The 21,959-nt window shown below is 41.5% G+C and carries 18 protein-coding genes; 10 read left to right on the top strand and 8 right to left on the bottom strand.

What is annotated here, in order from left to right; all coding sequences use genetic code 11:
- Positions 1-206: 206 nt before the first annotated feature.
- Positions 207-2,897, top strand: a complete 2,691-nt coding sequence (gene topA, locus H6G57_RS00340) for a type I DNA topoisomerase (protein ID WP_190515105.1) — start codon at positions 207-209, stop codon at positions 2,895-2,897.
- Positions 2,898-3,000: 103 nt separating this feature from the next.
- On the opposite strand, the gene H6G57_RS00335 is transcribed toward topA, so the two are convergent.
- Positions 3,001-4,941, bottom strand: a complete 1,941-nt coding sequence (locus H6G57_RS00335; protein WP_190515102.1) for a serine/threonine-protein kinase — start codon at positions 4,939-4,941, stop codon at positions 3,001-3,003.
- 171 nt (positions 4,942-5,112) lie between these two features.
- Between H6G57_RS00335 and H6G57_RS00330 the strand changes: the two genes are divergently transcribed.
- Positions 5,113-5,748: a Uma2 family endonuclease gene (locus tag H6G57_RS00330; RefSeq protein ID WP_190515100.1), complete on the top strand. Its 636-nt coding sequence runs from the start codon at positions 5,113-5,115 to the stop codon at positions 5,746-5,748.
- Positions 5,749-5,812: 64 nt separating this feature from the next.
- Here H6G57_RS00330 and H6G57_RS00325 read toward each other — a convergent pair whose 3' ends face one another.
- The 4 genes from H6G57_RS00325 to bioB all read right to left on the bottom strand — a co-directional run bounded on the left by H6G57_RS00325 (position 5,813) and on the right by bioB (position 10,392).
- Entirely contained in the window at positions 5,813-8,083 is a 2,271-nt protein-coding gene (locus H6G57_RS00325) for a transglycosylase domain-containing protein (protein WP_190515099.1), read from the bottom strand.
- Positions 8,084-8,139: 56 nt separating this feature from the next.
- Positions 8,140-8,601: a signal peptidase II gene (gene lspA, locus H6G57_RS00320; protein WP_190515097.1), complete on the bottom strand. Its 462-nt coding sequence runs from the start codon at positions 8,599-8,601 to the stop codon at positions 8,140-8,142.
- 68 nt (positions 8,602-8,669) lie between these two features.
- Complete coding sequence (locus H6G57_RS00315; RefSeq protein WP_190515096.1) at positions 8,670-9,254, bottom strand: biotin transporter BioY; 585 nt, start codon at positions 9,252-9,254, stop codon at positions 8,670-8,672.
- 19 nt (positions 9,255-9,273) lie between these two features.
- Positions 9,274-10,392 (bottom strand): biotin synthase BioB, encoded by a 1,119-nt coding sequence (bioB, locus tag H6G57_RS00310; RefSeq protein ID WP_190515094.1) that lies wholly within the window; start codon positions 10,390-10,392, stop codon positions 9,274-9,276.
- 192 nt (positions 10,393-10,584) lie between these two features.
- Here bioB and pstS point away from each other — a divergent pair, with 192 nt between their 5' ends.
- The 4 genes from pstS (at position 10,585) to pstB (ending at position 14,789) form a co-directional block, all read left to right on the top strand.
- Complete coding sequence (pstS, locus tag H6G57_RS00305) at positions 10,585-11,766, top strand: phosphate ABC transporter substrate-binding protein PstS (protein WP_190515092.1); 1,182 nt, start codon at positions 10,585-10,587, stop codon at positions 11,764-11,766.
- Positions 11,767-11,846: 80 nt separating this feature from the next.
- Positions 11,847-12,803 carry a phosphate ABC transporter permease subunit PstC gene (gene pstC, locus H6G57_RS00300; RefSeq protein WP_190515090.1) on the top strand — a complete coding sequence of 319 codons (957 nt, stop codon included), beginning with the start codon at positions 11,847-11,849 and terminating at the stop codon, positions 12,801-12,803.
- Positions 12,804-12,911: 108 nt separating this feature from the next.
- On the top strand, positions 12,912-13,811 hold the full coding sequence (gene pstA, locus H6G57_RS00295; protein WP_190515089.1) for a phosphate ABC transporter permease PstA: 900 nt from the start codon (positions 12,912-12,914) through the stop codon (positions 13,809-13,811).
- A 159-nt stretch (positions 13,812-13,970) separates the two neighbouring features.
- The gene (gene pstB, locus H6G57_RS00290; RefSeq protein ID WP_190515087.1) at positions 13,971-14,789 is read left to right on the top strand and encodes a phosphate ABC transporter ATP-binding protein PstB; all 819 of its coding nucleotides are present in this window, start codon (positions 13,971-13,973) and stop codon (positions 14,787-14,789) included.
- A gap of 148 nt (positions 14,790-14,937) precedes the next feature.
- Here the strand turns inward: pstB and H6G57_RS00285 are convergent, their stop codons facing one another.
- Positions 14,938-15,105, bottom strand: coding sequence for an NblA/ycf18 family protein (locus tag H6G57_RS00285; protein WP_072718347.1), 168 nt, complete (start codon positions 15,103-15,105; stop codon positions 14,938-14,940).
- A gap of 223 nt (positions 15,106-15,328) precedes the next feature.
- Here H6G57_RS00285 and H6G57_RS00280 point away from each other — a divergent pair, with 223 nt between their 5' ends.
- Complete coding sequence (locus H6G57_RS00280; RefSeq protein ID WP_190516242.1) at positions 15,329-15,916, top strand: phycobiliprotein lyase; 588 nt, start codon at positions 15,329-15,331, stop codon at positions 15,914-15,916.
- A 59-nt stretch (positions 15,917-15,975) separates the two neighbouring features.
- On the opposite strand, the gene H6G57_RS00275 is transcribed toward H6G57_RS00280, so the two are convergent.
- Both H6G57_RS00275 and H6G57_RS00270 read right to left on the bottom strand, forming a co-directional pair.
- Positions 15,976-16,158 (bottom strand): hypothetical protein, encoded by a 183-nt coding sequence (locus tag H6G57_RS00275; RefSeq protein WP_190515085.1) that lies wholly within the window; start codon positions 16,156-16,158, stop codon positions 15,976-15,978.
- A gap of 120 nt (positions 16,159-16,278) precedes the next feature.
- A complete protein-coding gene (locus H6G57_RS00270; protein WP_190515084.1) occupies positions 16,279-17,178 on the bottom strand; it encodes a hypothetical protein in 900 nt (299 codons plus the stop codon).
- A gap of 188 nt (positions 17,179-17,366) precedes the next feature.
- On the opposite strand from H6G57_RS00270, the gene H6G57_RS00265 reads away from it, so the two are divergent.
- From H6G57_RS00265 to H6G57_RS00255, 3 genes are all read left to right on the top strand, one after another.
- Positions 17,367-17,555 carry a hypothetical protein gene (locus H6G57_RS00265; RefSeq protein WP_190515082.1) on the top strand — a complete coding sequence of 63 codons (189 nt, stop codon included), beginning with the start codon at positions 17,367-17,369 and terminating at the stop codon, positions 17,553-17,555.
- Complete coding sequence (locus H6G57_RS00260) at positions 17,555-17,809, top strand: hypothetical protein (protein ID WP_190515080.1); 255 nt, start codon at positions 17,555-17,557, stop codon at positions 17,807-17,809. Before H6G57_RS00265 ends, H6G57_RS00260 begins: the two co-directional genes overlap by 1 nt.
- A gap of 138 nt (positions 17,810-17,947) precedes the next feature.
- Positions 17,948-21,913, top strand: coding sequence for an NACHT domain-containing NTPase (locus H6G57_RS00255; protein ID WP_190515078.1), 3,966 nt, complete (start codon positions 17,948-17,950; stop codon positions 21,911-21,913).
- Positions 21,914-21,959: the final 46 nt, after the last annotated feature.

The following is a 21,959-nucleotide window of genomic DNA, read 5'->3' as shown; positions in this document are numbered from 1 at the left end:
GGAAGGTTGGTCTGAAAAATTTAAAATTCTGTAAACACCTTGATCACTGTTGTGAAATCAGGGTGTTATCATGCTTGATTATAGAATCCGTCGTAATTAAATGAACTTTGCAAGATAGCATAGAGCTAAAGGGCTGTTTACTCCTAGCAGTTAACCGTCCCTTTTCTTGCATTTGTCCCAGTTCGCTGCTATCCGAAGAAGACGCCATGTCAACCTTAGTCATCGTTGAATCTCCCACTAAAGCGCGTACCATTCGCAACTTCCTCCCCTCCAGCTATCGGGTGGAAGCGTCAATGGGTCATGTTCGTGACCTCCCTCCCTCGGCGGAAGAAATTCCCGAAGAGTATAAGACGGAGAAGTGGGCGCAACTGGGGGTCAATGTAGAATCAAACTTTGAACCCATTTACGTTATCCCCAAAGATAAGCAAAAAATCGTTAAAGAACTCAAAGCCGCCCTCAAGCAAGCGGACGAACTTGTCCTCGCCACTGACGAAGACCGAGAGGGAGAAAGTATTAGTTGGCATTTACTTCAAATTCTGCAACCCAAAGTTCCGATTAAACGCATGGTGTTTCACGAAATTACCCAAGAGGCCATTCGTGAAGCCCTGAGAAATTGTCGCACCGTTGATGAACAATTAGTTCACGCCCAAGAAACCCGCCGCATTCTTGACCGCCTCTATGGATATACCCTTTCCCCCCTGCTGTGGAAAAAAATTGCGCGGGGATTATCCGCCGGACGAGTACAATCGGTAGCGGTGCGGTTACTCGTCAGTCGAGAACGAGAACGCCGTGCATTTCGGTCTGGGGGATATTGGGATTTAAAAGCGCTTCTGGAACACACCCAAAGTCAATTTGAGTCTAAACTCGTCAGCCTTGGGGGGATAAAAGTTGCCACCGGAAGCGATTTTGATGAAACCACCGGAAAAATTGCTCAAGGTCGAAATGTGGTTTTACTGGATGAAGCCCAAGCAGAAGCTTTAAAACAACGAATCTTTGGTAAACCCTGGACAGTCACTAATCTGGAAGAAAAAGCCGTTACCCGCAAACCCTTACCTCCGTTTACAACCTCCACATTGCAGCAAGAGTCCAACCGGAAACTGCGGTTAAGTGCCCGTCAAACCATGCAAATTGCCCAAAGTTTGTATGAGCGGGGTTATATTACTTATATGAGAACAGATTCCGTGCATTTATCGGAACAAGCAATCACCGCAACGCGAGAATGTGTGGAACAGAAATATGGGAAAAACTACCTCAGTCCTAAACCCCGTCAATATACAACTAAATCTAAAGGCGCACAGGAAGCCCACGAAGCCATCCGTCCGGCGGGAAATCATTTCCGCACGCCCCAAGAAACCGATCTCAGTGGAGCCGAACTTAGCCTGTATGATTTAATCTGGAAGCGTACCGTTGCTTCTCAGATGGCTGATTCTCGCCAAACCAATATTACCGTTGAGTTAAAAGTTGAGGATGCTGGGTTCCGCAGTACCGGGAAACGCATTGATTTTCCGGGGTTTCTCCGGGCTTACGTTGAGGGCTCCGATGACCCAGAAGCCGCCCTAGAAGATAAAGAAGTATTATTACCCCCTCTGAAAGTTGGCGACCATCCTAACTGCAAACAGTTAGAAGTTGTGGGACACGAAACCCAACCCCCCGCCCGGTTTACGGAAGCTTCCTTAGTCAAAACCTTAGAAAGTGAAGGCATTGGTCGCCCCAGTACCTACGCCAGTGTTATTGGTACTATTATTGACCGGGGCTATGTACAGTTAAAAAATAATGCCCTGATTCCCACCTTTACCGCTTTTGCTGTTACTAATTTATTAGAGAAATATTTCCCCGATTTAGTAGATATCCGGTTTACCGCCCGTATGGAAGATACTTTGGATGATATTGCCGCCGGAGAAGCGCCTTGGCTGCCTTATTTACAAAAATTCTATTTAGGAGAAACCGGACTCGAACATCAAGTTAAAGACCAGGAAAGTAAAATTGATACTAAAATCGCCCGGACAATTGAATTGGAACAGTTAGGGGATGAAAATGATCCCATTCAATACCGCGTTTGTATCGGGAAGTTTGGCCCCTATATTGAAGCGGGGAAAGGTGAAGAAATGATCACCGCCTCCATTCCCCAAGATTTAACGCCAGCCGACTTAACCCCCGATGTGATTCGAGAATTAGTCGGACAAAAAGCCGAAGGCCCAGAACAATTAGGCACTGACCCGCAAACGGGAACAGTCATTTATGTGTTAATTGGCCCCTACGGCCCCTATATTCAGTTGGGGTTAGAGTCGGAAGATAATAAAAAACCAAAACGGGTTTCCCTTCCCAAAGGCGTTGATAAAGAAAGTGTCACAATGGATATGGCTCTGGGGTTATTGGCATTACCCCGACTGTTAGGAACCCATCCCGAAACTGGGGCAAAAATTAAAGCCGCCTTGGGGCCGTTTGGGCCCTATGTGGTTCATGACCAGGGGAAAGAAGGTAAAGATTATCGGTCTATTAAAGCGCCAGATGATGTGTTAACCATTAGTTTAGAACGAGCTTTAGAATTATTAGCTCAACCGAAAACCAGTGGCCGGGGAGGACGAGGGAAAAAAGAAATTCCACCCTTACGGGAGTTAGGAACTCACCCGGAAGATGGCGAACCCGTGAATATTTATGATGGTCGTTATGGCCCCTATGTAAAACACGGAAAAGTCAACGCCTCTTTACCTAAAGATTCGGCTGTAGAAGCGTTTACGTTAGCCCAAGGGTTGGAATTATTAGCAGCAAAAGCAGGTTCAAGTTCGAGTTCTCGGAGTAAGTCTAAAACGACAAAAACCGCCTCGAAATCAACCGCTAAAACGACTAAAACCACGACTAAAAAATCATCAACGACTCGTAAAAAAACAACCTCTTAGTTTGCTGGAAGTAGAGACGCGCCACGGCGCGTCTGTACAGATGTAATGTGTAGAGCAATAGATACTGTATGATTCAGATCGAGGAGAAATACAAGAAGAAGAATCAATTTGATTGTTTCCACAATTTTACTGTCCGGTCATAACTTCCCGTGGCTAACCATTGACCATCCCCACTAAACGCCACTGTAAAAATATCACTGTCATGGGCTTTAATAGTTTCTAATAATATCCCTTTTTGTACATCCCAAATATCTAATAATCCCTGTCCTCCTCCACTCACTAACATCTGATGATCAGGGCTAAAAACGATACTAAATATCTCTTTATCATCGGCTCTTAATGTTCTTAATAATACCCATTGTTCCTGTTGATTTGTCCAGATTTTAATCATCCCATTTTTTGAGGCTGAAGCCAAGAATTGACCATTTAAACTAAATGCCACACTTCTCACCCAGTCCCCATGACCCGTTAAGGTTTGCACTTCCTTTGCTGTCTTCAAATCCCAAATTTTTACCGTTTGATCTCGACTCCCACTCGCCAATTTTTGACTATCAAAATTAAACGCCACACTATAAACTCGATCTTGATGACCCGTTAAGGTAAACCCCCGTTTTCCCTTATTCATATCCCAAATTTCAATCCTTTTATCTCGACTTCCACTCGCTAATAATTGACCATTGGGACTAAACGCCACCGCTTCTACCCCATCTTGATGACCCGTGAGGGTATACCACCTTTTACCCTTGGTCATATCCCAAATTTCAATCGTTTGATCTCGACTCCCACTGGCTAAGGTCTTACTATCAGGACTAAAAGCAATGGTTGTGATCCAGTTACTATGACCGACTAAGGTATACCACCGTTTCCCAGAGTCTAGCCGCCAAATTTCAATCGTCTGATCTTGACTCCCACTCGCTAACGTCTCCCCATCAGGACTAAACGCAACTCCGGTGATGGCGTTACGATGACCTGTGAGGGTATGAATACAACGCCAGGAAGGTACTCGCAAGGGTTGAACACGTTGTTTTTGTGGAGGAGTCGGTTGTTGGATGGTGCGGGGGGGTAAGGTCTGGAGAGGTGATGGGATAGGCGTTCTCACCGTTTGCGGGGGTGGGGGTAAAGGGGGAGATTGTAAATGACGTGCGATCGCAACAGGTATGCCACTCGGATATAAATCTTTTAATACTTTTAATGCAGAATCATAACGTTGACTGGGTAATACAGCCAACATTTTATCCAGAATTTTACCTAATTCTGAACTAACAGAATGATGTTTTAAATAATCTCGCCAAATCCAACGATCTTCATGAATATCATATAAATCAAAGGGGGAAATTGCCGTCATTAAATAAATACAAGTTACCCCCAAACTATAAATATCACTGGCATAAATTGCCTGTCCTCTGGTTTGTTCAGGCGCAACATATTCAGGGCTACCAATTACAGTTCCCATCATCGCCACTTCAGTATCAGTAACCACTTTTGCGGCACCAAAATCCACTAAAACTAACTGACCTTGGTGTTGAGAAGTTTCTCTAAGAATAATATTAGCGGGTTTAATATCTCGGTGAATAACTCTATGATGATGAATAAATTGTAAAACGGGGAGTAAATCATTTAAAACTTGACGAATTTGAGTTTCATTAAAAACTCCTTGGCGCAAAACTTCTTCTTCTAAATTCGACCCATTAATAAATTCTTGAACTAAATATTGATGACTATCTTGTTCAAAATGGGCTAATAATTCAGGAATTTGGGAATGTTTTCCTAACTCATCTAATCGTTCTGCTTCTCGATGAAATAATTCTATGGCTTTTTGAGAATTTCCCTGCATTTGGGGGCGAAATTGTTTAATTACACAGGGAGGACGGGAGGGTTTATCTTCATCGATGGCTAAAAATGTTTTGCCAAACCCCCCATGACCAATGACTTTAATGGCGCGATACCGTTCTCGTAATAACAATTTTGCCCCACAGGTTAAACAAAATTTAGCCTCTGGGGTGTTTTGGGGTTGAGGACATTGGGGATTTAGGCAATAACTCATCGGTGATATAACTCAAACCAGCCTAAGTCTATTTTAGCCTAACAGAAACCGGGTTTCTTGAACAATCCCGGTTTCTAGGAGTTTTTAGGCAGCGATCGCCTATATTTATATCTCTAGTTTAATTGTTATACTATTATCTGTGTATAATTTTTAATTAAAACTATTAACCCTATGATAAAAACTTTATTAGAATCAGAATCGGAAGCTCAATTAATGACCTTAGAGGAATTTCTGGACTGGGTTCCTGATGGTTCTGGACGCTATGAATTACATAGAGGAGTTGTTAAAGAAATGCAGCCAACAGGAACTCATGAACAAATTGCTGGAGAAATTGCGGCTGAGTTGACCTTAGAAATTCGGCGTTTACAATTCCCTTATTTGATTCCTCGACAATGTATTATTAAACCCCTTGATTCCGACAATTCAGGTTATAGTCCAGATGTGACTGTGATTAATAAAAATTATTTAGATCAAGAACCTATGTGGAAAAAACGTTCAACAATTACTCAAGGGGAAACATTACCGTTAGTTGTTGAAGTTGTGAGTACAAATTGGCAAGATGATTATTTATTAAAATTATCAGAATATGAAAAATTAGGGATTCAAGAATATTGGATTATTGATTATTTAGGGTTAGGCGGTCGGCGATATATTGGAAATCCTAAACAACCGACTATTTCAGTTTATCAAATGATTGATGGGGAATATATGGTGAATTTATTTCGAGAAAATGACCGGATACAATCTGTTATATTCCCCGAATTAAATTTAACCCCAACACAAATTTTTAAAGGGGGTGAATTATAATTTTAAAAATCCCCCAATTCGTAATTCGTAATTCGTAATTCGTAATTCGTAATTCCCTCAACAATCATCTCGCAATTTGACCCATATAATCTCGCCATAATTGAGCCGCATTTCCACTGCTGCCATTAGTCGGAGAATTATCATCATTACCTAACCACACTCCCGTTGTTAATTTAGAATCAGGAAGATAACCAATAAACCACAAATCAACGTTATCATTTGTTGTTCCAGTTTTACCCGCTTCTCCTAACCCAATATAGGCACTTTGACCCGTTCCCCGACGAATGACTCCTTGTAATAAAGTTGTCATAGTTTCAGCCACAGAAGGAGACAAAACAGTAGGAACCGTTGGATTTTCTCGATCATAAGCATAAATAATCCGACAGGTATTAATATCATTAATATCCGTACAATCACTACTATCTAAAATCCGTTTAATAGCATGGGGAGAATGATATAAACCCTCATTCGCAACGGTGCTATAAGCTCCTGTTAATTCTAATAGATTCACTTCACTTTGACCGAGAACTAAACCCGGAACCGGATCAAGTTTAGATTGAATTCCTAAACGTTTCGCCATGTCAATCACCCGATCTAATCCAATCTCTTGAGCAATTCTCAGAGCAATGACATTTTCTGATAAGGCTAACCCCCGATACATATCAACATCACCCCCACTGCGTTCACACCCTTGATAACTTTGTCCTTTCCACGTTAAGGGTTCACAGGAATAGGTTTGACCGGGGGGAATGCCTTGCGCTAAAGCCGCTAAATAAGTAAATAATTTAAACGTTGATCCCGGTTGACGTTGAGCTTGAGTAACCCGATTAAATTGACTTGCTTTATAATCTTCCCCCCCCGCCATTGCTAAAATTTCTCCGGTATTAGAATTTAACGTGACTAAACCGCCTTGAGAAAATCCATTCCGTGATCCGGTGGTTTGAATAGCACGTTTTAGAGAAGATTCTGCAAGGGTTTGAGTGGGAATATCTAAGGCTGTTTCTACAATAAAATTCCCTTCACGAGCTAACTGTTCCCCTAATAATTTCTCCAATTCAGCAAAAACATAATCATAAAAATAGGGAGCAATGGTACTTTCTAAAAATTCCTTAGCTTTGGGATTAATTTCAATCCGAGAACGACGAGCGCGATCGGCTTCCTCTTCACTTACCATCCCCATTTCTAACATTCGGCTAATGACGCGATCGCGGTATTGTACGGCTAACTGATAATTTTGAATCGGATTAAAACTATTGGGGGCGGGTAATATTCCGACTAATGTGGCAGCTTCGGACAGCGTTAAATCCTTGGCTGATTTATTAAAATAAAACTTGGCTGCATCTTCAAATCCATATAAATTAATCCCTAAATAAACCCGATTCAAATAAGTTTTAAGCAGATGATTTTTACCATAAACCGCTTCTAATTTCAAAGCAACAACCGCTTCTCGAAATTTGCGTCCAGCCGAATCTTCTGTTCCGACATAATCTCGGTATAAACTCCGGGCTAACTGTTGAGAAAGGGTGCTTCCTCCTTCTCGAATTTCTCCGCCCCGTACATTGGTTAATAAGGCCCGTAACGTTCCCAGGGGATCAATTCCCAAATGCCAGTAAAACCGACTATCCTCAGACGCAACAACAGCTTTAGGTAAATAGGGGCCAAAATCCCCTAACTGATTTGTTTCTAAATGGGCAATGGTATTCGCTTCTCGTAGGGGACGACCATCGGCGGCATGAACAATAACAGGCCCCGTTACTGTTTCCGGTAGGGGGTCAACTTGAAATTTCTGCCACTCAAAGAGTACCACTGCCCCCACCACAGCACTAATGCCGCAAAATCCATAAAATCCATAACGGATGGTTTGCACATACCAAGCCGGAGGATCATTATATTCAACACGGGCAACGGAGGCGAGTTCAGGTGGCCCTAAAGTTAAACTATCCCCATGTCGTAAAGGAAGGCTCTTGATCTTTCGCTTTCCCCAATACAAACCGTTTGTGGAGTCTTCATCCTGAATCATAAACCCAGGACGACTGGGTAGTAATCTTGTCCCTTGAGCATTTCGGACAACACTGACATGAATTTGACTCACCAGGGGGTTCCGTACTACGATATCGCAGGTTCGGGAAGAACGCCCCACCACATAGCGATCGCCCAATAAAGGATAAACTTCGGGTTTATCGGTATCCGCATGGTGTACCCGCAATTCGGGGACTTTAGCGTTGGGCTTGAGGATCAGCCGAGAAAAATTAACTTTGGCGTGAAGTGTCTGGACAACCTGTGTGATTGTGTTCAGGAGAGTTTGAGGTTTCTGAGGGGGCTTGGTTGTGGACATTTTCAGCACTCAGAGTGGCATTGGGCTGTATTCATTGTACCTTCTGATTTCAGGAGTCAGGTTTTAATTCTGAAAGTTGCAATAATTAAACACCAGATTCCAATATTAATCGAAACATCTGCCAAATTGAACACGGGAAAATGAATCAGTCGAAAATCGAGGAAATCTACGACATGACCGGATATAAAGCGATCAATTCCATTCCCTAATGCACCCCCTAATATTAAACCATATCCCACTTGTTCCCAACGATTGAAACGGGGGCCAAACCAAGCCATTGCCATTAATCCAAGACTAACCAGCAATGATAACCATCGTAACCAAGCAACACCTCCATTACTAAACAAACTAAAGGCGGCTCCGGTATTGGTAACATAAGTTAAGTGAAAAACATCCGGCCAAAGGGGTAAAGTTTCTCCGAGTTCAAAATTTCGTACCACCCAGAATTTAGTTAGGTGATCTAAAATTAAACTTGCAATAGCAACGATCCAAAAATTAGAATTTTTCTGAAATTGCATCATCAGTTATCAGTTATCAGTTATCAGTTATCAGTTATCAGTTATCAGTTATCAGTTATTAGTTGACTTTAATAAAACATTAATCCCCTTAAAATATAAGATAAAACAGCTACGGCACAACTGACGGCTAACTGTCCAGGTAAGGGTTGAAGCGAATATTTTTCAAAGGCTTCTGTCAGAAGAATTCCTTGGGTTGAGGCTCCATTAATGAGGTGACTTATAGTTAAATACATGATCCCCATACTATGAACCGTCAACAATCCACACAAACAACTAAAGGCTAATAATTCTAATTTTGGTAACGCTTTAAACGCTAAAAAACCACAAATCCATCCCCCCGGAATAAACCCTAATAGATATCCAAAGGTTGGCTGTTTAAAATAGTCTAGTCCGCCTCCTTCTGAAAAAACAGGTAATATTGTTAATCCTAAAGCTAAATAAGCAATTTGGGACATGGCGGCGGCATTTTTTCCCCCCAAACACCCCACGAGTAAAACCGCCCCAATTTGATAAGTTACTCCTAAAGAGTGAACTTCAACATTTTGTTGTTGCCAAAGCCAAGACGGATCGGTGACAAACGCTTCTAAAAAAGTGCCACCAATCGTTAATAAAACACCGATAATCGCCCAGAGAAACTCAAGTGCAGGAGTCACAACAGAGAACTATTAGCCTTTAGGAGAAACCAGGAACAGGAGCTTCACCACCAACAAGTCCCAAGGATGTTAACATGGCTTGATCCTGTTCAGGCGGTTGACCCAAGGTGGTTAAATAATTACCAATTAACATGGCGTTAATTCCCGATTGTAAGCCTAAGCTTTGCAGTTCTCCCATGATGGCTTCCCGTCCTCCCGCATAACGGAGAATTTGTTGAGGAAGAATTAAACGAAAAATAGCGATCGCTTTTAATGCTTCATAGGGGTCAAGTTTAGAGTTTTCTGAGAGTGGCGTTCCCGAACGGGGGTTTAATAAATTAATGGGAACGGACTCCACCTCTAACTCCCGTAACGACAACGCTAAATCGATCCGATCTTCCCAAGTTTCACCCATACCAATAATGCCACCCGTACAAGCTTGAATTCCTGCGGCTTTTAAGTTCTTAACAGTTTGTACCCGATCTTCCCACGTATGGGTGGTGACAACTTGGGGATAAAAGGCTTTTGAAGCTTCTAAATTATGGTTATAGCGAGTCACACCCGCTTCTGCTAAAGCTTGCGCTTGGTCTAAGGTTAATTCCCCTAACGCACAACAGGGTTTAACATTGGTTTCCTGAATAATCCGGTGAACCGTTGCTAAGATTTGTTCAAATTCCGTAGATTTCGGACTATTATATTTAATTCCTCGTCCCTGAGATACCAAACAAAACCGTTTAGCTCCGGCCGCTTCTGCGGCTTTAGCATGATCTAAAATTTCATCAACAGACTTTAACCCATAAATCGGAGACGCCTCACCCGGATGATGGGCAGATTGGGAACAAAAACCACAGTTTTCCGAACAGTTCCCGGATTTAATATTAACAATGCTACACAAATCAACGGTATTCCCGCAGCAGGCTTGACGAACTTGATCCGCAGCTTGACACAGTAATAAAATTTGGTCTTGATCTTCGAGAGCACTCAAGGCGAGGGCTGCTTCTCGACTGATGCGATCGCCTGATATAATCCCTTCAACTAAATGATGCAACCAAGTTTGCAAGTCTTCTAGGGTGTCCCAATGGGGAGGAACTTCCAACACAGAATCCCTGTCGGAAGACAAACGGTTAAGGGCGGGTCGTACTGAAACTACATTGATCATGCTGGAATTGCCAGTTATCCAAACTGAGTTATTGTATCACCAAAGCATACAGAAGACGCTTAACCCTTCACCTCTAGCCTGACCATCGGGGTTTCCGGTCTTGGGGAATCCTTAACCTTTCCTTTACCTGAATTTGTTACAGAGACGGTATTCTCTACGGTAGCGGCTCTAACACAACATTGATTTTTTTTTATGCTATTCCGTCTGAATTCTATTAATCCCTCTCGTCAGTTTGTAGCTAAATGTTCAGCGTTAGCCCTAAGTTTGAGTTTAACGGCCTGTGGCGGGACTAATACCACCACAACGGCTCCAAATCCGACAACTGGTACACAGGGAACGCCGACGGCGACCAACACCACAGCCCCCAATACAACTTCTGGTGCGGCTCAATTAATTAGTTTGGAACAACCCGTTAACTTAGTGGGTGCAGGAGCTACATTCCCGGCGCCTTTGTATCAACGCTGGTTTAGTGATATTGGTGGGGGAACCAAAAACCTACAAATTGATTATCAATCTGTAGGAAGTGGTGCCGGGGTAGAACGATTTGTCCAGGGGTTAGTTCAATTTGGCGCTAGTGATGTCGCCATGAAAGATGATGAAATTTCCAAAGTCACCAACGGGGTTTTAATGCTACCGATGACGGCGGGAAGTATTGTATTAGCTTATAATGTCCCTGAGTTAGCTGAATTAAAATTATCTCAACAAAATCTAGTTGATATCTTTTCGGGTAAAATCACCAACTGGAATGACCCAGCACTGGCTACAGATAATCCGGGTATTACCCTCCCTGATTTACCCATCCAAGTTGTTTATCGGTCTGATGGCAGTGGAACAACCGGGGTTTTCACTAAAAATTTAAGCGCCATGAGTGAAGATTGGAAAAATAGTATTGGAGAAGGGAAAACCGTTCAATGGCCCGTTGGAATTGGCGCCAAGGGCAATGATGGGGTAACGGCTCAAATCAATCAAACCCCTGGGGCGATTGGTTATGTGGAATATGGTTATGCGAAAAGTGCTAACTTGAAGATGGCTGATTTGCAAAACAAAGCCGGAAATTTTGTCAAACCAACAGATGCAGCCGCCGCAAAAACCTTGGAAGCTGTGGAATTACCGGAAGATTTACGGGCTTTTATCACCAATCCTGACGGCGCTGATTCCTATCCGATTGTGACCTACTCTTGGATCATGGCTTATCAAAAATATGATAATCCCGAAGTTGCCAAGTCTGTTGAAGCCATGATTCAATATGGATTAACTGAAGGCCAAAAAATTAGTCCTGAACTAGGGTATGTGCCTTTACCCCCAGCCGTTGTTAAAAAAGTGGCGGAAAAAGCCGATCAAATTAGCCCAGACTTTACGATTAAAGTTGAGTAATTTCAGTTATCAGTTATCAGTTATCAGTTATCAGTTATCAGGTGTCGGGTGTCGATTTTATGATGTATAATTAATCTTGTATGGTCTTACCCAATCAAAATGTAACAGGAATTCCTCAATCTCGTTCCCCGATCGAAAAAACCCTGGATCAAGGGTTTGTGTGGCTAACACGCCTGATGGCTTGGGGTATTATTGTTGTTTTATTATTATTGGGTTTTCCCATCGCTCAACAAGCCATTCCAGCCATTCAAGAGTTTGGGTTAGGATTTTTATTTAGTAGTTCTTGGAACCCGGTTAACAATCAATATGGTGCGTTTCCCATGATTTATGGGACGCTGGTGAGTTCATTCATTGCGTTATTATTTGCTGTTCCTTTGGGGTTAGGAACTGCGATTTTCTTAAGTGAGGATTTTATTCCCCTTTCAATTCGTACCGCTTTAACGTTTTTGGTGGAATTGTTGGCGGCGATTCCCAGTGTCGTTTATGGTCTTTGGGGTATTTTTGTCTTAATTCCTTTTTTAAGACCTTTTCAAATGTTTATGTATCAAAATTTCGGCTGGATACCGTTATTTAGTACCCCTCCGGCTGGCCCTGGAATGTTTCCGGCCGGGGTGATTTTAGCGATTATGATTCTGCCGATTATTACCGCTATTGCCAGGGATTCCTTAGCCAGTTTACCCCCTGATTTACGTCAAGCTTCCTTGGGTTTGGGGGCAACTCGTTGGGTGACAATCTTTCGAGTTTTAATTCCGGCTGCTTTTTCGGGAATTGTTGGGGGAATTATGTTAGGTCTGGGACGAGCGATGGGAGAAACAATGGCAGCCACGATGATTATTGGAAACTCGAATAATCTAAAAATTTCCCTATTTGCTCCCGGGAATACCATTGCCTCTTTGATGGCAAATCAATTCCCAGAAGCCTCTGGTTTACAAGTTTCGGCTCTCATGTATGCTGGATTAGTGTTATTTGCTCTCACCTTATTAGTTAATATTGCTGCGGAGTGGATTGTTAATCAAGTTAAAGCGAAATACCAATAACGGAGATGGCAGTAGATGGGAGTTAATTGAGGAATTCATTAAATCTTAAAAACTCTCAAAATTCGTTTTTCAAGAATCTGATTAGCTGAAAACATTGAGTATTCTTTTATGTCAAATCTCTCCCAAAAAACGAACTATGCTGGAAGTCAAGGTTTCAGTTTAATTCGCAATTCTAAAAGTTCCCGTGACATTTTTGAATTTTTAATGACTGGAATTGCAACAGCTTGCATTTTGATCACCTTGATTCCGCTTTTTGCAGTTTTATTTTATGTTTTAGTTAAGGGGGCTGGGCGTTTAAATTTAGATTTATTTACCAAGCTTCCCCCCGTTGCGGGTCAAACAACCGGAGGCATTGCCAGTGCTATTCTTGGCACAATACAAGTGGTGGCAATTGCTACTATAGTTGCTGTTCCCTTTGGGGTTTTAGCTGCCATTTTTCTTTCGGAATTTGGCAAAAATGGTCAAGTTGTGCGTTGGATTCGATTTATTACAAATGTTTTGAGTGGTGTTCCTTCAATTATTGCGGGGGTGTTTGCTTATAGTTTTATTGTGTTAAAAATGGGAACCTTTTCAGTGGTGGCGGGCGCTATTGCGCTTGCGATTTTGATGTTACCTACCATTATTCGTACCACCGATGAAGCTCTACAAATTGTACCCCAAGAGATTCGTTGGGCGTCCGTTGGGGTAGGAGCTTCTAATTATCAAACAGCATTACAAGTGGTGCTTCCTGCCGCCTTACCCGCCATTTTAACCGGGGTAACCTTAGCTGTTGCCAGGGCTGCTGGAGAAACTGCACCCCTATTATTTACCGTTGTTTATACCAATAACTGGCCTAAAGGCCCCCTGTCTCCCACCCTTCCCTCCCTCGCCTATTTAGTTTATGAATTTGCCAGAGGATTTGATAAAGTTTTACAGGAGTTTGCTTGGGCAGCATCCCTGGTATTGGTGGCTTTAGTGTTATTAACGAGCGTAATTGCCCGATTTGCGACTCGTCAAAAACAGTTTTAAGTCTAAGCTTTAAACCCGAAATGATAATGGCTAGGTTACTTGATTTTGGGTAACTTTAACCTGTAATTAGACGGTCATCAGAATTTTGTATGAATTGATGAAAATACTTAATTTTGATGTGGATTTTTTAATTATTGTATCCTTTAAGGAGTTAATCTCATGTACGATGTTCATCAGTATGCCTCGGTAGAAATGGAAACGGTCATCCAAACTGAAAATATTGATATCTATTATGGTGATTTCAAGGCTGTTCGGGGCGTTTGTTTAGACATTCCTAAAAATAGAGTCACGGCTTTTATTGGGCCGTCAGGCTGCGGAAAAAGTACGATTTTACGCTGTTTTAATCGCCTTAATGATTTAATTCAAGGATTTCGATTAAAGGGAAATATATTCTATCATAATCAAAATCTGTATGCCCCTAATGTTGATCCCGTAGAAGTTCGTCGTCGCATTGGGATGGTGTTTCAAAAACCCAATCCTTTCCCCAAATCAATTTATGATAATATTGCCTACGGAGTCCGGGTAAATGGATTAGCTAAAAATAAAGCCCAATTAGATGAAATTGTCGAAAAATCCCTGCGTCAAGCTGTATTATGGGATGAAGTAAAAGATAAATTGGGTCAAAGTGGTTTTGCTTTATCTGGCGGTCAGCAACAACGACTTTGTATTGCCCGCGCTATTGCAATTAATCCTGATGTCGTGTTAATGGATGAACCCTGTGCTTCTTTAGACCCCATTTCGACTTTAGCCGTTGAAGATTTACTTCACGAACTCAAACAAAATTACACCATTATTATTGTTACTCACAATATGCAGCAAGCCACACGGGTTGCAGATATGACGGCATTTTTTAACGCCAAAGCTATAGAAGGTGGAAAACGCTTTGGCTATTTAGTGGAATATGATGACACCCAAACCATCTTCCAAAATCCCAAAGAAGAAGCCACTCAACAATATGTTAGTGGTCGGTTTGGATAATCAGTTGTCAGTTATCAGTTATCAGTTATCAGTTGTTAGCCTAGAGTTTATGGCTTATAGTTTTGAGCCAAAAATCATTGACAATGAACTATAAACGATTAACTGCTAACTCTCCACTGATCACTGATAACTGATCACTGATCACTGATTAAGGGTTTTTAATCCATTGACGTAGGAGATTATCTTTAACCATACTTTGGCATAACAATTCTATTAAATAATCTTGGGCTTCTTCTAAATTTAAGGTTTTGACTTGTTCTTTTAGAACTTGTAACTTGAATTGTTGTTCAAGACTGAGGTTTGCAGGCGTTTTCATATTCACTCCTCTGACTAAGTTGTACAAATCACGAAGATTTGGACTGACTAAGCTGACCTGTATCACACTAAATGTAAATTATCGTAACAACAGCTTGACAAACTGTCCATAATGCACATTTTGAAACTAATCTCTGTTGCAAAAATTCACAACTAACTCAGAATCGCTTTATGATAAAGGGTGGAACCTTGAAACATCAGTGAATGAAGGGATTTTAACTGTGATGGATGCAATGGAATTTTTTCGCAAGAGTGCGGGGACATGGCGATCGCAACGAACCACTCACCATTTAGCCTTTAGACAAGCTGAGAAAGGATTTTCTGATATTCAAGTCACCAGCTTAGATGCAGGCGATCCTAGAGTCATCGAAATTTGTCAGATGCACGAAGTTGACCCCAGTTTAGCCGCCGGAGGAGCTTATGTCACCTGGGCGGGGGAAATGGCTTGGGATAAGGACGATGAAAACCATAAAGGATCAACGGTATTTGCTATTGTTCCTGACGCGGAAAATCCCCGGAAAGGCAAAATGTTGCGAGAACGGGGTTATGCAGAAATTATGCCCGTGGCGGGTGAGTTTGAAATGGATGAAGATGATGCCTTAATTTTAATTACTGAATATGAAACCATGAGTTCCATTGAACGCTTTTGGTTTGTGGGTTCAGATGTACGAATGCGAACCAGTGCTGTTAAACGATTTGGTGGGTTTAATACTTCGACATTTTGTACGGAAATTCGGGTTAATCCTGATGCTGAAAATTCATCAGAATCAACCCCTGAAGATAGCCAATTTTATTCAGCTTTCGGTTGGTAATCTCGTCGGGTGGGTAAGCGCAGCGCACCCACCTAATTTTTAATCATTGATTTTGTCAATTATCCTCTCCCGACTACGATAATTAACACAAACAACGCAAGTAAGAAAAACCATAAAATTTCATTCCCAGAATCAACAGTTTGTTGTTTTTCTAATCTAAACACACAACCATTTTTTAAACAAACGGCTTGGTTTTCAGACGTTTTTCTGAGCTTGCAACCGACTTGAGGACAAGTAGACATAATATTAACTCCTATTAATAGCAGGACTTATGTGTTCCAAAAAACTCCAAGAAACCGGGTTTCTCGTTCAGGTTTTGTTGTGAAAATCCAGATCATTTAGAAACCCGGTTTCTGCTTCAGTTAGTTGGCTTTTGATAACGTTGGGTTTTTGAGGGGAGGACAGTTGTATAACACAACGGCAATTAATAACAGCATGATGGCAGTTCCTTGTAACAAGCTGACGGGTTTTTGATCGACGATTACCGCAACAGTAAACTGCACAACGGGAGAAAGTACCCCTAACATCCCCACTTGGGAACAGTCAATCATTTGAGAGGCTTTTGATTGTAAAAAACTAGCAATTGTGGCTAAGGTACATCCAGCACCCAATACTAAGAAAGCAGTGGAATTAACAGCCGTTAAGGGTTGAACATTAGCCAGAAAAACGCTATTGAAAATTACAATTACAATTAAAACCACTGCAATTAAGCTTTGTTCTAACCAACTGTAGGCGAGGGGGTGATTGACCATTTTTAAAGCGTGTTTACGTTCACATAAATACAGCCCCCAAGTTAACGCGATGAATACTGCAAAATAAGGGATTTCTTGAGCTTCATAGAAGAAAATAATCGCTGAAAATACGGAAATTCCCACACAAAACCGTTTAATTGTGTTAAGTTTTTCTCCTAATAAAATTGTTGATAAAACGGCCGTTGCTGCGGGAGCGAGGAACATTCCAATGGCGGCTTCTACTTGATGTCCCAGATCGATCGCACCCATAAAAACGCCTAAATGTGACCCTAAATAAAAGGCAGATTTAGCCACTTTTTTAATGACATTTAAGCTAAAGTTACGAACCGTTTCCCATTCACCTGTAATTAATAAAAACACTCCTGAAATGGCAAAGGTGAATAAGCAGCGATCAAGAATTAAAAGCAGTGTTGGGAGGGGTACATACCGCCAACAGAAAGGTAGTACACCAAAGAATAACGGAGCGATAATGGCATAGGAAATGCCTAAAACTTTAGGTTTAATCAACATTGGTTTAGTCTCTGAATGTTCAGCCAAACCAATTGAAAGGCTTATTTTTTATCAAGAACCCCCGGCTTTCTATCAAATGCTATCAAATGCTATCAACCTTTAAAACGCTCTCTAAATTTGCCATTTTTTAGGTGTACTCGGTTAGATGATTAATCTGTGCTACAATAGCCAAAACAGTCAAGTCGGCAATGGGTAATCAAAACCATAAAAAAGCAATTCGTAGTTTGCAAAGGAGAATCATTGAACATGAGGATAAAATTAAAAAGGAGTTAGAAAAGGATTATCCTGATCAGGGATTGATTAAATATTGGCAAACAGAAATCCGCGCTTTTGAGAAAGGAGTTCAACAAGCACTCAAACGATTTAGGAGGTTATAATGCAAATTAGCGATCGCACATCTTTTATAAAAAGTTCTACGTTAAAAACTTTGTTAACTGAACTTGGAGAAGAATGCCAAACCGTTATTCAGCTTTTAGATAAAATTAAAACAGGAAACCAATTAAACAATAGTGAAAAAGGGGATAGTTTAGCCGAATTATTAGCAGCAATGATTCATCTACAAACCCATTGTGGCGAAGATTTACAAACTTTAATTGCTGAAGAATTAGAACAGTTACCTGATACAGAATGATCAGAGTAAGATTGTTGATGATCAAGTTATCCCCTGTAGGGGCGAGGCGCGCCTCGCCCCTACCATTTATGTAATATCGTCGCAAATTTTGAAGAATCTTAAAGATAGGATTGCCTTTTTTTAATAATCATTGATATAATGATTGAAATTGAATCATCTTTTGATATGCTGTCTTGGGATGACTTTCTGGAAATTGTTGCAGATGAACAGGGTTTAGTTAACGCTGATGAACGCGATGCGTTTTCAACTCGGTTTGCGAAAGAACATTTAAAAGAACAAACATCAGATGCTTCAATTGCTACAAATTTGAATATTAGTGAATCTCATTTTAGGCGACACTTGGGTAAAGTTTATACTGCTTTTAAAAATCGTTATCCTGAGTTGGCAACCGATACAAAAGGTAAGTTTAAAATTCTACATAGTTGTTTAACACAAGAATATCGCCAGCGTCAAGAACAAGAAAAACTCCTACCTCAACCCCAAACAACAATATCCTCAATTCCTGATATTAACTGGCATCAAACCTGTCAATCTCGCCTCGACGCCTACGAAGAACGCTTTTTCAAGAATAACCCGTTAACGGGGATTAATTTTTATGTGCCTTTGGGGTTAGTGGAACCGAAACGGGAACAGGAAAAACGACAAAAACAGGAAGTTAACCCAGAGGACGGGTCACAATTTTATCAATTACCGGAAACGGAAATAACGAAAACCTACAGCGAACCGAATCAATTTTTTGAGGAAGTTTTACGGCAAGGGAATAGTAAAAGCAAAGGTCAACGGTTGGCGGTGATTGGGGAACCTGGGGCGGGAAAAACAACGTTATTATATCAAATTGCTCGATGGATTTTACAGGAAAATTTAGGCTATCCGATTTTAATTCGGTTGGCAGATGTTGATAAACCGATACGGGATTATTTAACTCAAAATTGGTTACGGGATGCGACAGGAAGTTTAACAGGGGTTTCGCCGGAATGGGTTGCTGGGTTTGAAAGGTTGATGAAACCCCTCCCTAACCCTCCCCTAAAAGGAGAGGGAACTGGAAAGCATGGGGGAACAAACTCCCCTCGCCTTGTAGGAGAGGGGTTGGGGGAGAGGTCGAACTCCGAGACGTTGAGACCTAACCCCCCTAACCCCCCTTCCCTGCAAGGGAATGGGGGAACAAACTCCCCTCGCCTTGCAGGAGAGGGGTCGGGGGAGAGGTCGAACTCCCCTCGCCTTGCAGGAGAGGGGTCGGGGGAGAGGTCAAAACAGGTTTACTTACTCCTCGACGCCGTTGATGAAATGGGGATAACGTCACCTTTGGTAACAATTAATCAACAGTTGGCGGAAGGATGGACGCAGGGGTTACGGGTGGTGTTAACTTGTCGGTTGAATGTTTGGGAGGGGGAGAAAAACGCTTTAAGGGATTTTGATGTTTATCGCAATTTAGATTTTAATTCCCAACAGATTCAGGAATTTATTGAACAATGGTTTAACAATGCAACCCAGAGTCAGGAGTTATTAAAACAGTTAAATGAAACCAACCAAACCCGGATTAATGATTTAATTAAAAATCCCCTGCGGTTAGCGTTATTATGTCGGACTTGGAAACGGGGGCAAAAATTACCGGAAACCCAAGCGGGACTTTATCAACGGTTGGTGAAGGGTCATTATCAATGGAAGGATGAACAGAAACCGTTTCAAATTCCATTCGAGGTGCAAGAATGTCTCCATGAACAGTTAGGAGAATTAGCGAAAAATGCGATAAACCGTGAACAATATCGGTTTCGCTTAGAGGAAAAATTTGTTGAACAGTATTTAGGAAAACCGCAGCAAGAAAATACTCGATTTGATTGGGCGTTAAAATTAGGATGGTTAAATCGGGTGGGGTTAGCATCCGTTGAGGAAAGAGATTCAGACCAAGCGGTTTATGCCTTTTTCCATCCCACGTTTCAGGAATATTTTGCGGCTTTAGCGATTAATGATTGGGATTATTTTTTACCTCGAAATCATGTGAATAGTCCGGTGGAGGGGAAAGAGTATCGTATTTTTCAACCCCAATGGAAACAGGTGATTTTATTATGGTTGGGGCGTGATGATGTGGAGAAAGGGGAGAAAGAGGCGTTTATTGAGAAGTTAGTTAATTTTGATGATGGGTGTGATTTTTATTGCTATCGTGCCTATTTTTTATCGGCTGCGGGAATTAATGAGTTTAAAGAATGTAGTTTATCGGATGAAATTGTAGAAACTATTGTTGCATTGGTATTGGGTTATTTTGATATTGAGAAGCAAGAATGGATAACTTTTCTTGAACCTATAGAGGAAGGTACAAGAAAAGTATTACCAGAGACTATTAGAGAAAAAGCGATCGCTAATTTAATTCGGGTTTTAGAAACTACTGAGTCTGAAGATACTCGCAGGAATGTTGCCAATAGTTTAGAGAAAATTGCCGTTGGAAATGAGTTAGCAATACAGACGCTAATTGAAGTCTTAGAAACCAATAAGGATGAAGATACTCGCGGGTGGTTTGCCTATAGTTTAGGGAAAATTGACCCTGGTAATGAGTTAGCAATACAGGCGTTAATCCGGGTCTTAGAAACTACTGAGCATGAAGGTACTCGCTGGAGGGTTGCCGATAGCTTAGGGGAAATTGCCGTTGGGAATGAGTTAGCGATACAAGCGTTAATTCGGGTCTTAGAAACTACTGAGGATAAACAGACTGTTATTTTGGTTGCCGATATTTTAGGTTTTTTAGAGACAACTTACCCTGGAAATAAGTTAGGGATACAAGCGTTAATTCGAGTTTTAGAAACCAGTGAAGATGAATTGACTCGCTGGCAGGTTGTCTCTCGTTTAGAGGAAATTGACCCTAAAAATGAGTTAGCTATACAAGCGTTAATTCGAGTTTTAGAAACTACTGAGGATGAAGATACTCGCTGGAGGGTTGCTGAGATTTTAGGGGAAATTGACCCTGAAAATGAGTTAGCTATACAAGCGTTAATTCGAGTTTTAGAAACTACTGAAAATAAAATGACTCGCTGGAGGGTTGCCAATAGTTTAGAGAAAATTGCCGTTGGAAATGAGTTAGCTATACGGGCGTTAATTCGAGTTTTAGAAACTACTGAGGATGAAGATACTCGCTGGAAGGTTGCCTGGAATTTAGGGAGAATTGATTCTGGAAATGAGTTAGCAATACAGGTGTTAATTTGGGTCTTAGAAACTACTGAGAATGAAGATACTCCCTGGAGAGTTTTCGGTAGTTTAGAGGATATTGCCGTTGGAAATGAGTTGGCTATACGGGCGTTAATTCGAGTTTTAGAAACTACTGAAAATGAATTGACTTGCAGGAGTGCTACCTATAGTTTAGGCAAAATTATCAAAACACAAAAACAATATGCAGATGTGGTTTTTGCCTTCAAGCATAACCTTACTAACGAAGCTTTCGAGAATAATAGTATACTTTATGCCGACTGCTATAAACTCCTCTGGAAATGCGCCCAAAATCTACCTTATCCCAAATTTTATCAAGCATGGCATCACAACACTTTTACTCCAAATTCTAATAATAACAATTGTCATTCTGAGCGAAGCGAAGAATCTCAGAGATCCTTCGCTTCACTGCGTTCCGCTCAGGATGACATTATAATAAATAGTGAAATGAGCGATAATACCCCCGTTGGTAATACCCCAACCGCGCGACAATTAGAACAACAATTCACCGATATTTGTACCCAACTTCCTCACCTCCCCCTCCACTGTATCAACATCAATAAACTACTAACCCTCAACACCAAAAACGAATTTATCCAAGCATTTTGTAACCGTCTTTATCAAAAACTCTTACCCGATATAACTCCTCCCGAAGTGCAGACCCCCGCTAACCTAGAAACCAAAATTATCCACCTGAAACAGCAACTCCAAACCCCCCATCTGTTCATACTGTTACTCGCAGACGGGACACCCACCCCCGAAGTCATCGACTGTTGCGACTATCTCACGGACGTCTTACACCTCGGTTGGATAACTCCTGACCCCCTCCCGTTACCATTCCCGCAACGTTCCTTTGTGGCATCGCAGGACAATTTATTAAAAGCAGTTGAAAGTTGGGTTAGGGAATATTAACAAGTCCGTGGAACAGGCATCTTGCCTGTTAAATAAGTAGCGCACC

Origin of the sequence: Planktothrix sp. FACHB-1365 (assembly GCF_014697575.1) — a bacterium.
Taxonomy (GTDB): Bacteria; Cyanobacteriota; Cyanobacteriia; order Cyanobacteriales; family Microcoleaceae; genus Planktothrix.
This window is presented reverse-complemented; position numbering and strand designations above follow the sequence as displayed.

Bases quoted from the DNA above. Each gene is read 5' to 3' on its own strand.
- topA (WP_190515105.1), top strand. From the start codon at position 207: ATGTCAACCTTAGTCATCGTTGAATCTCCCACTAAAGCGCGTACCATT.
- H6G57_RS00260 (WP_190515080.1), top strand. From the start codon at position 17,555: ATGCAAATTAGCGATCGCACATCTTTTATAAAAAGTTCTACGTTAAAA.
- pstC (WP_190515090.1), top strand. From the start codon at position 11,847: ATGGTCTTACCCAATCAAAATGTAACAGGAATTCCTCAATCTCGTTCC.
- H6G57_RS00335 (WP_190515102.1), bottom strand. From the start codon at position 4,941: ATGAGTTATTGCCTAAATCCCCAATGTCCTCAACCCCAAAACACCCCA.
- H6G57_RS00265 (WP_190515082.1), top strand. From the start codon at position 17,367: ATGGGTAATCAAAACCATAAAAAAGCAATTCGTAGTTTGCAAAGGAGA.
- H6G57_RS00285 (WP_072718347.1), bottom strand. From the start codon at position 15,105: ATGAAAACGCCTGCAAACCTCAGTCTTGAACAACAATTCAAGTTACAA.
- H6G57_RS00280 (WP_190516242.1), top strand. From the start codon at position 15,329: ATGGATGCAATGGAATTTTTTCGCAAGAGTGCGGGGACATGGCGATCG.
- lspA (WP_190515097.1), bottom strand. From the start codon at position 8,601: ATGCAATTTCAGAAAAATTCTAATTTTTGGATCGTTGCTATTGCAAGT.
- pstA (WP_190515089.1), top strand. From the start codon at position 12,912: ATGTCAAATCTCTCCCAAAAAACGAACTATGCTGGAAGTCAAGGTTTC.
- pstS (WP_190515092.1), top strand. From the start codon at position 10,585: ATGCTATTCCGTCTGAATTCTATTAATCCCTCTCGTCAGTTTGTAGCT.
- bioB (WP_190515094.1), bottom strand. From the start codon at position 10,392: ATGATCAATGTAGTTTCAGTACGACCCGCCCTTAACCGTTTGTCTTCC.
- H6G57_RS00330 (WP_190515100.1), top strand. From the start codon at position 5,113: ATGATAAAAACTTTATTAGAATCAGAATCGGAAGCTCAATTAATGACC.
- H6G57_RS00270 (WP_190515084.1), bottom strand. From the start codon at position 17,178: ATGTTGATTAAACCTAAAGTTTTAGGCATTTCCTATGCCATTATCGCT.
- H6G57_RS00325 (WP_190515099.1), bottom strand. From the start codon at position 8,083: ATGTCCACAACCAAGCCCCCTCAGAAACCTCAAACTCTCCTGAACACA.
- H6G57_RS00275 (WP_190515085.1), bottom strand. From the start codon at position 16,158: ATGTCTACTTGTCCTCAAGTCGGTTGCAAGCTCAGAAAAACGTCTGAA.
- pstB (WP_190515087.1), top strand. From the start codon at position 13,971: ATGTACGATGTTCATCAGTATGCCTCGGTAGAAATGGAAACGGTCATC.
- H6G57_RS00255 (WP_190515078.1), top strand. From the start codon at position 17,948: ATGATTGAAATTGAATCATCTTTTGATATGCTGTCTTGGGATGACTTT.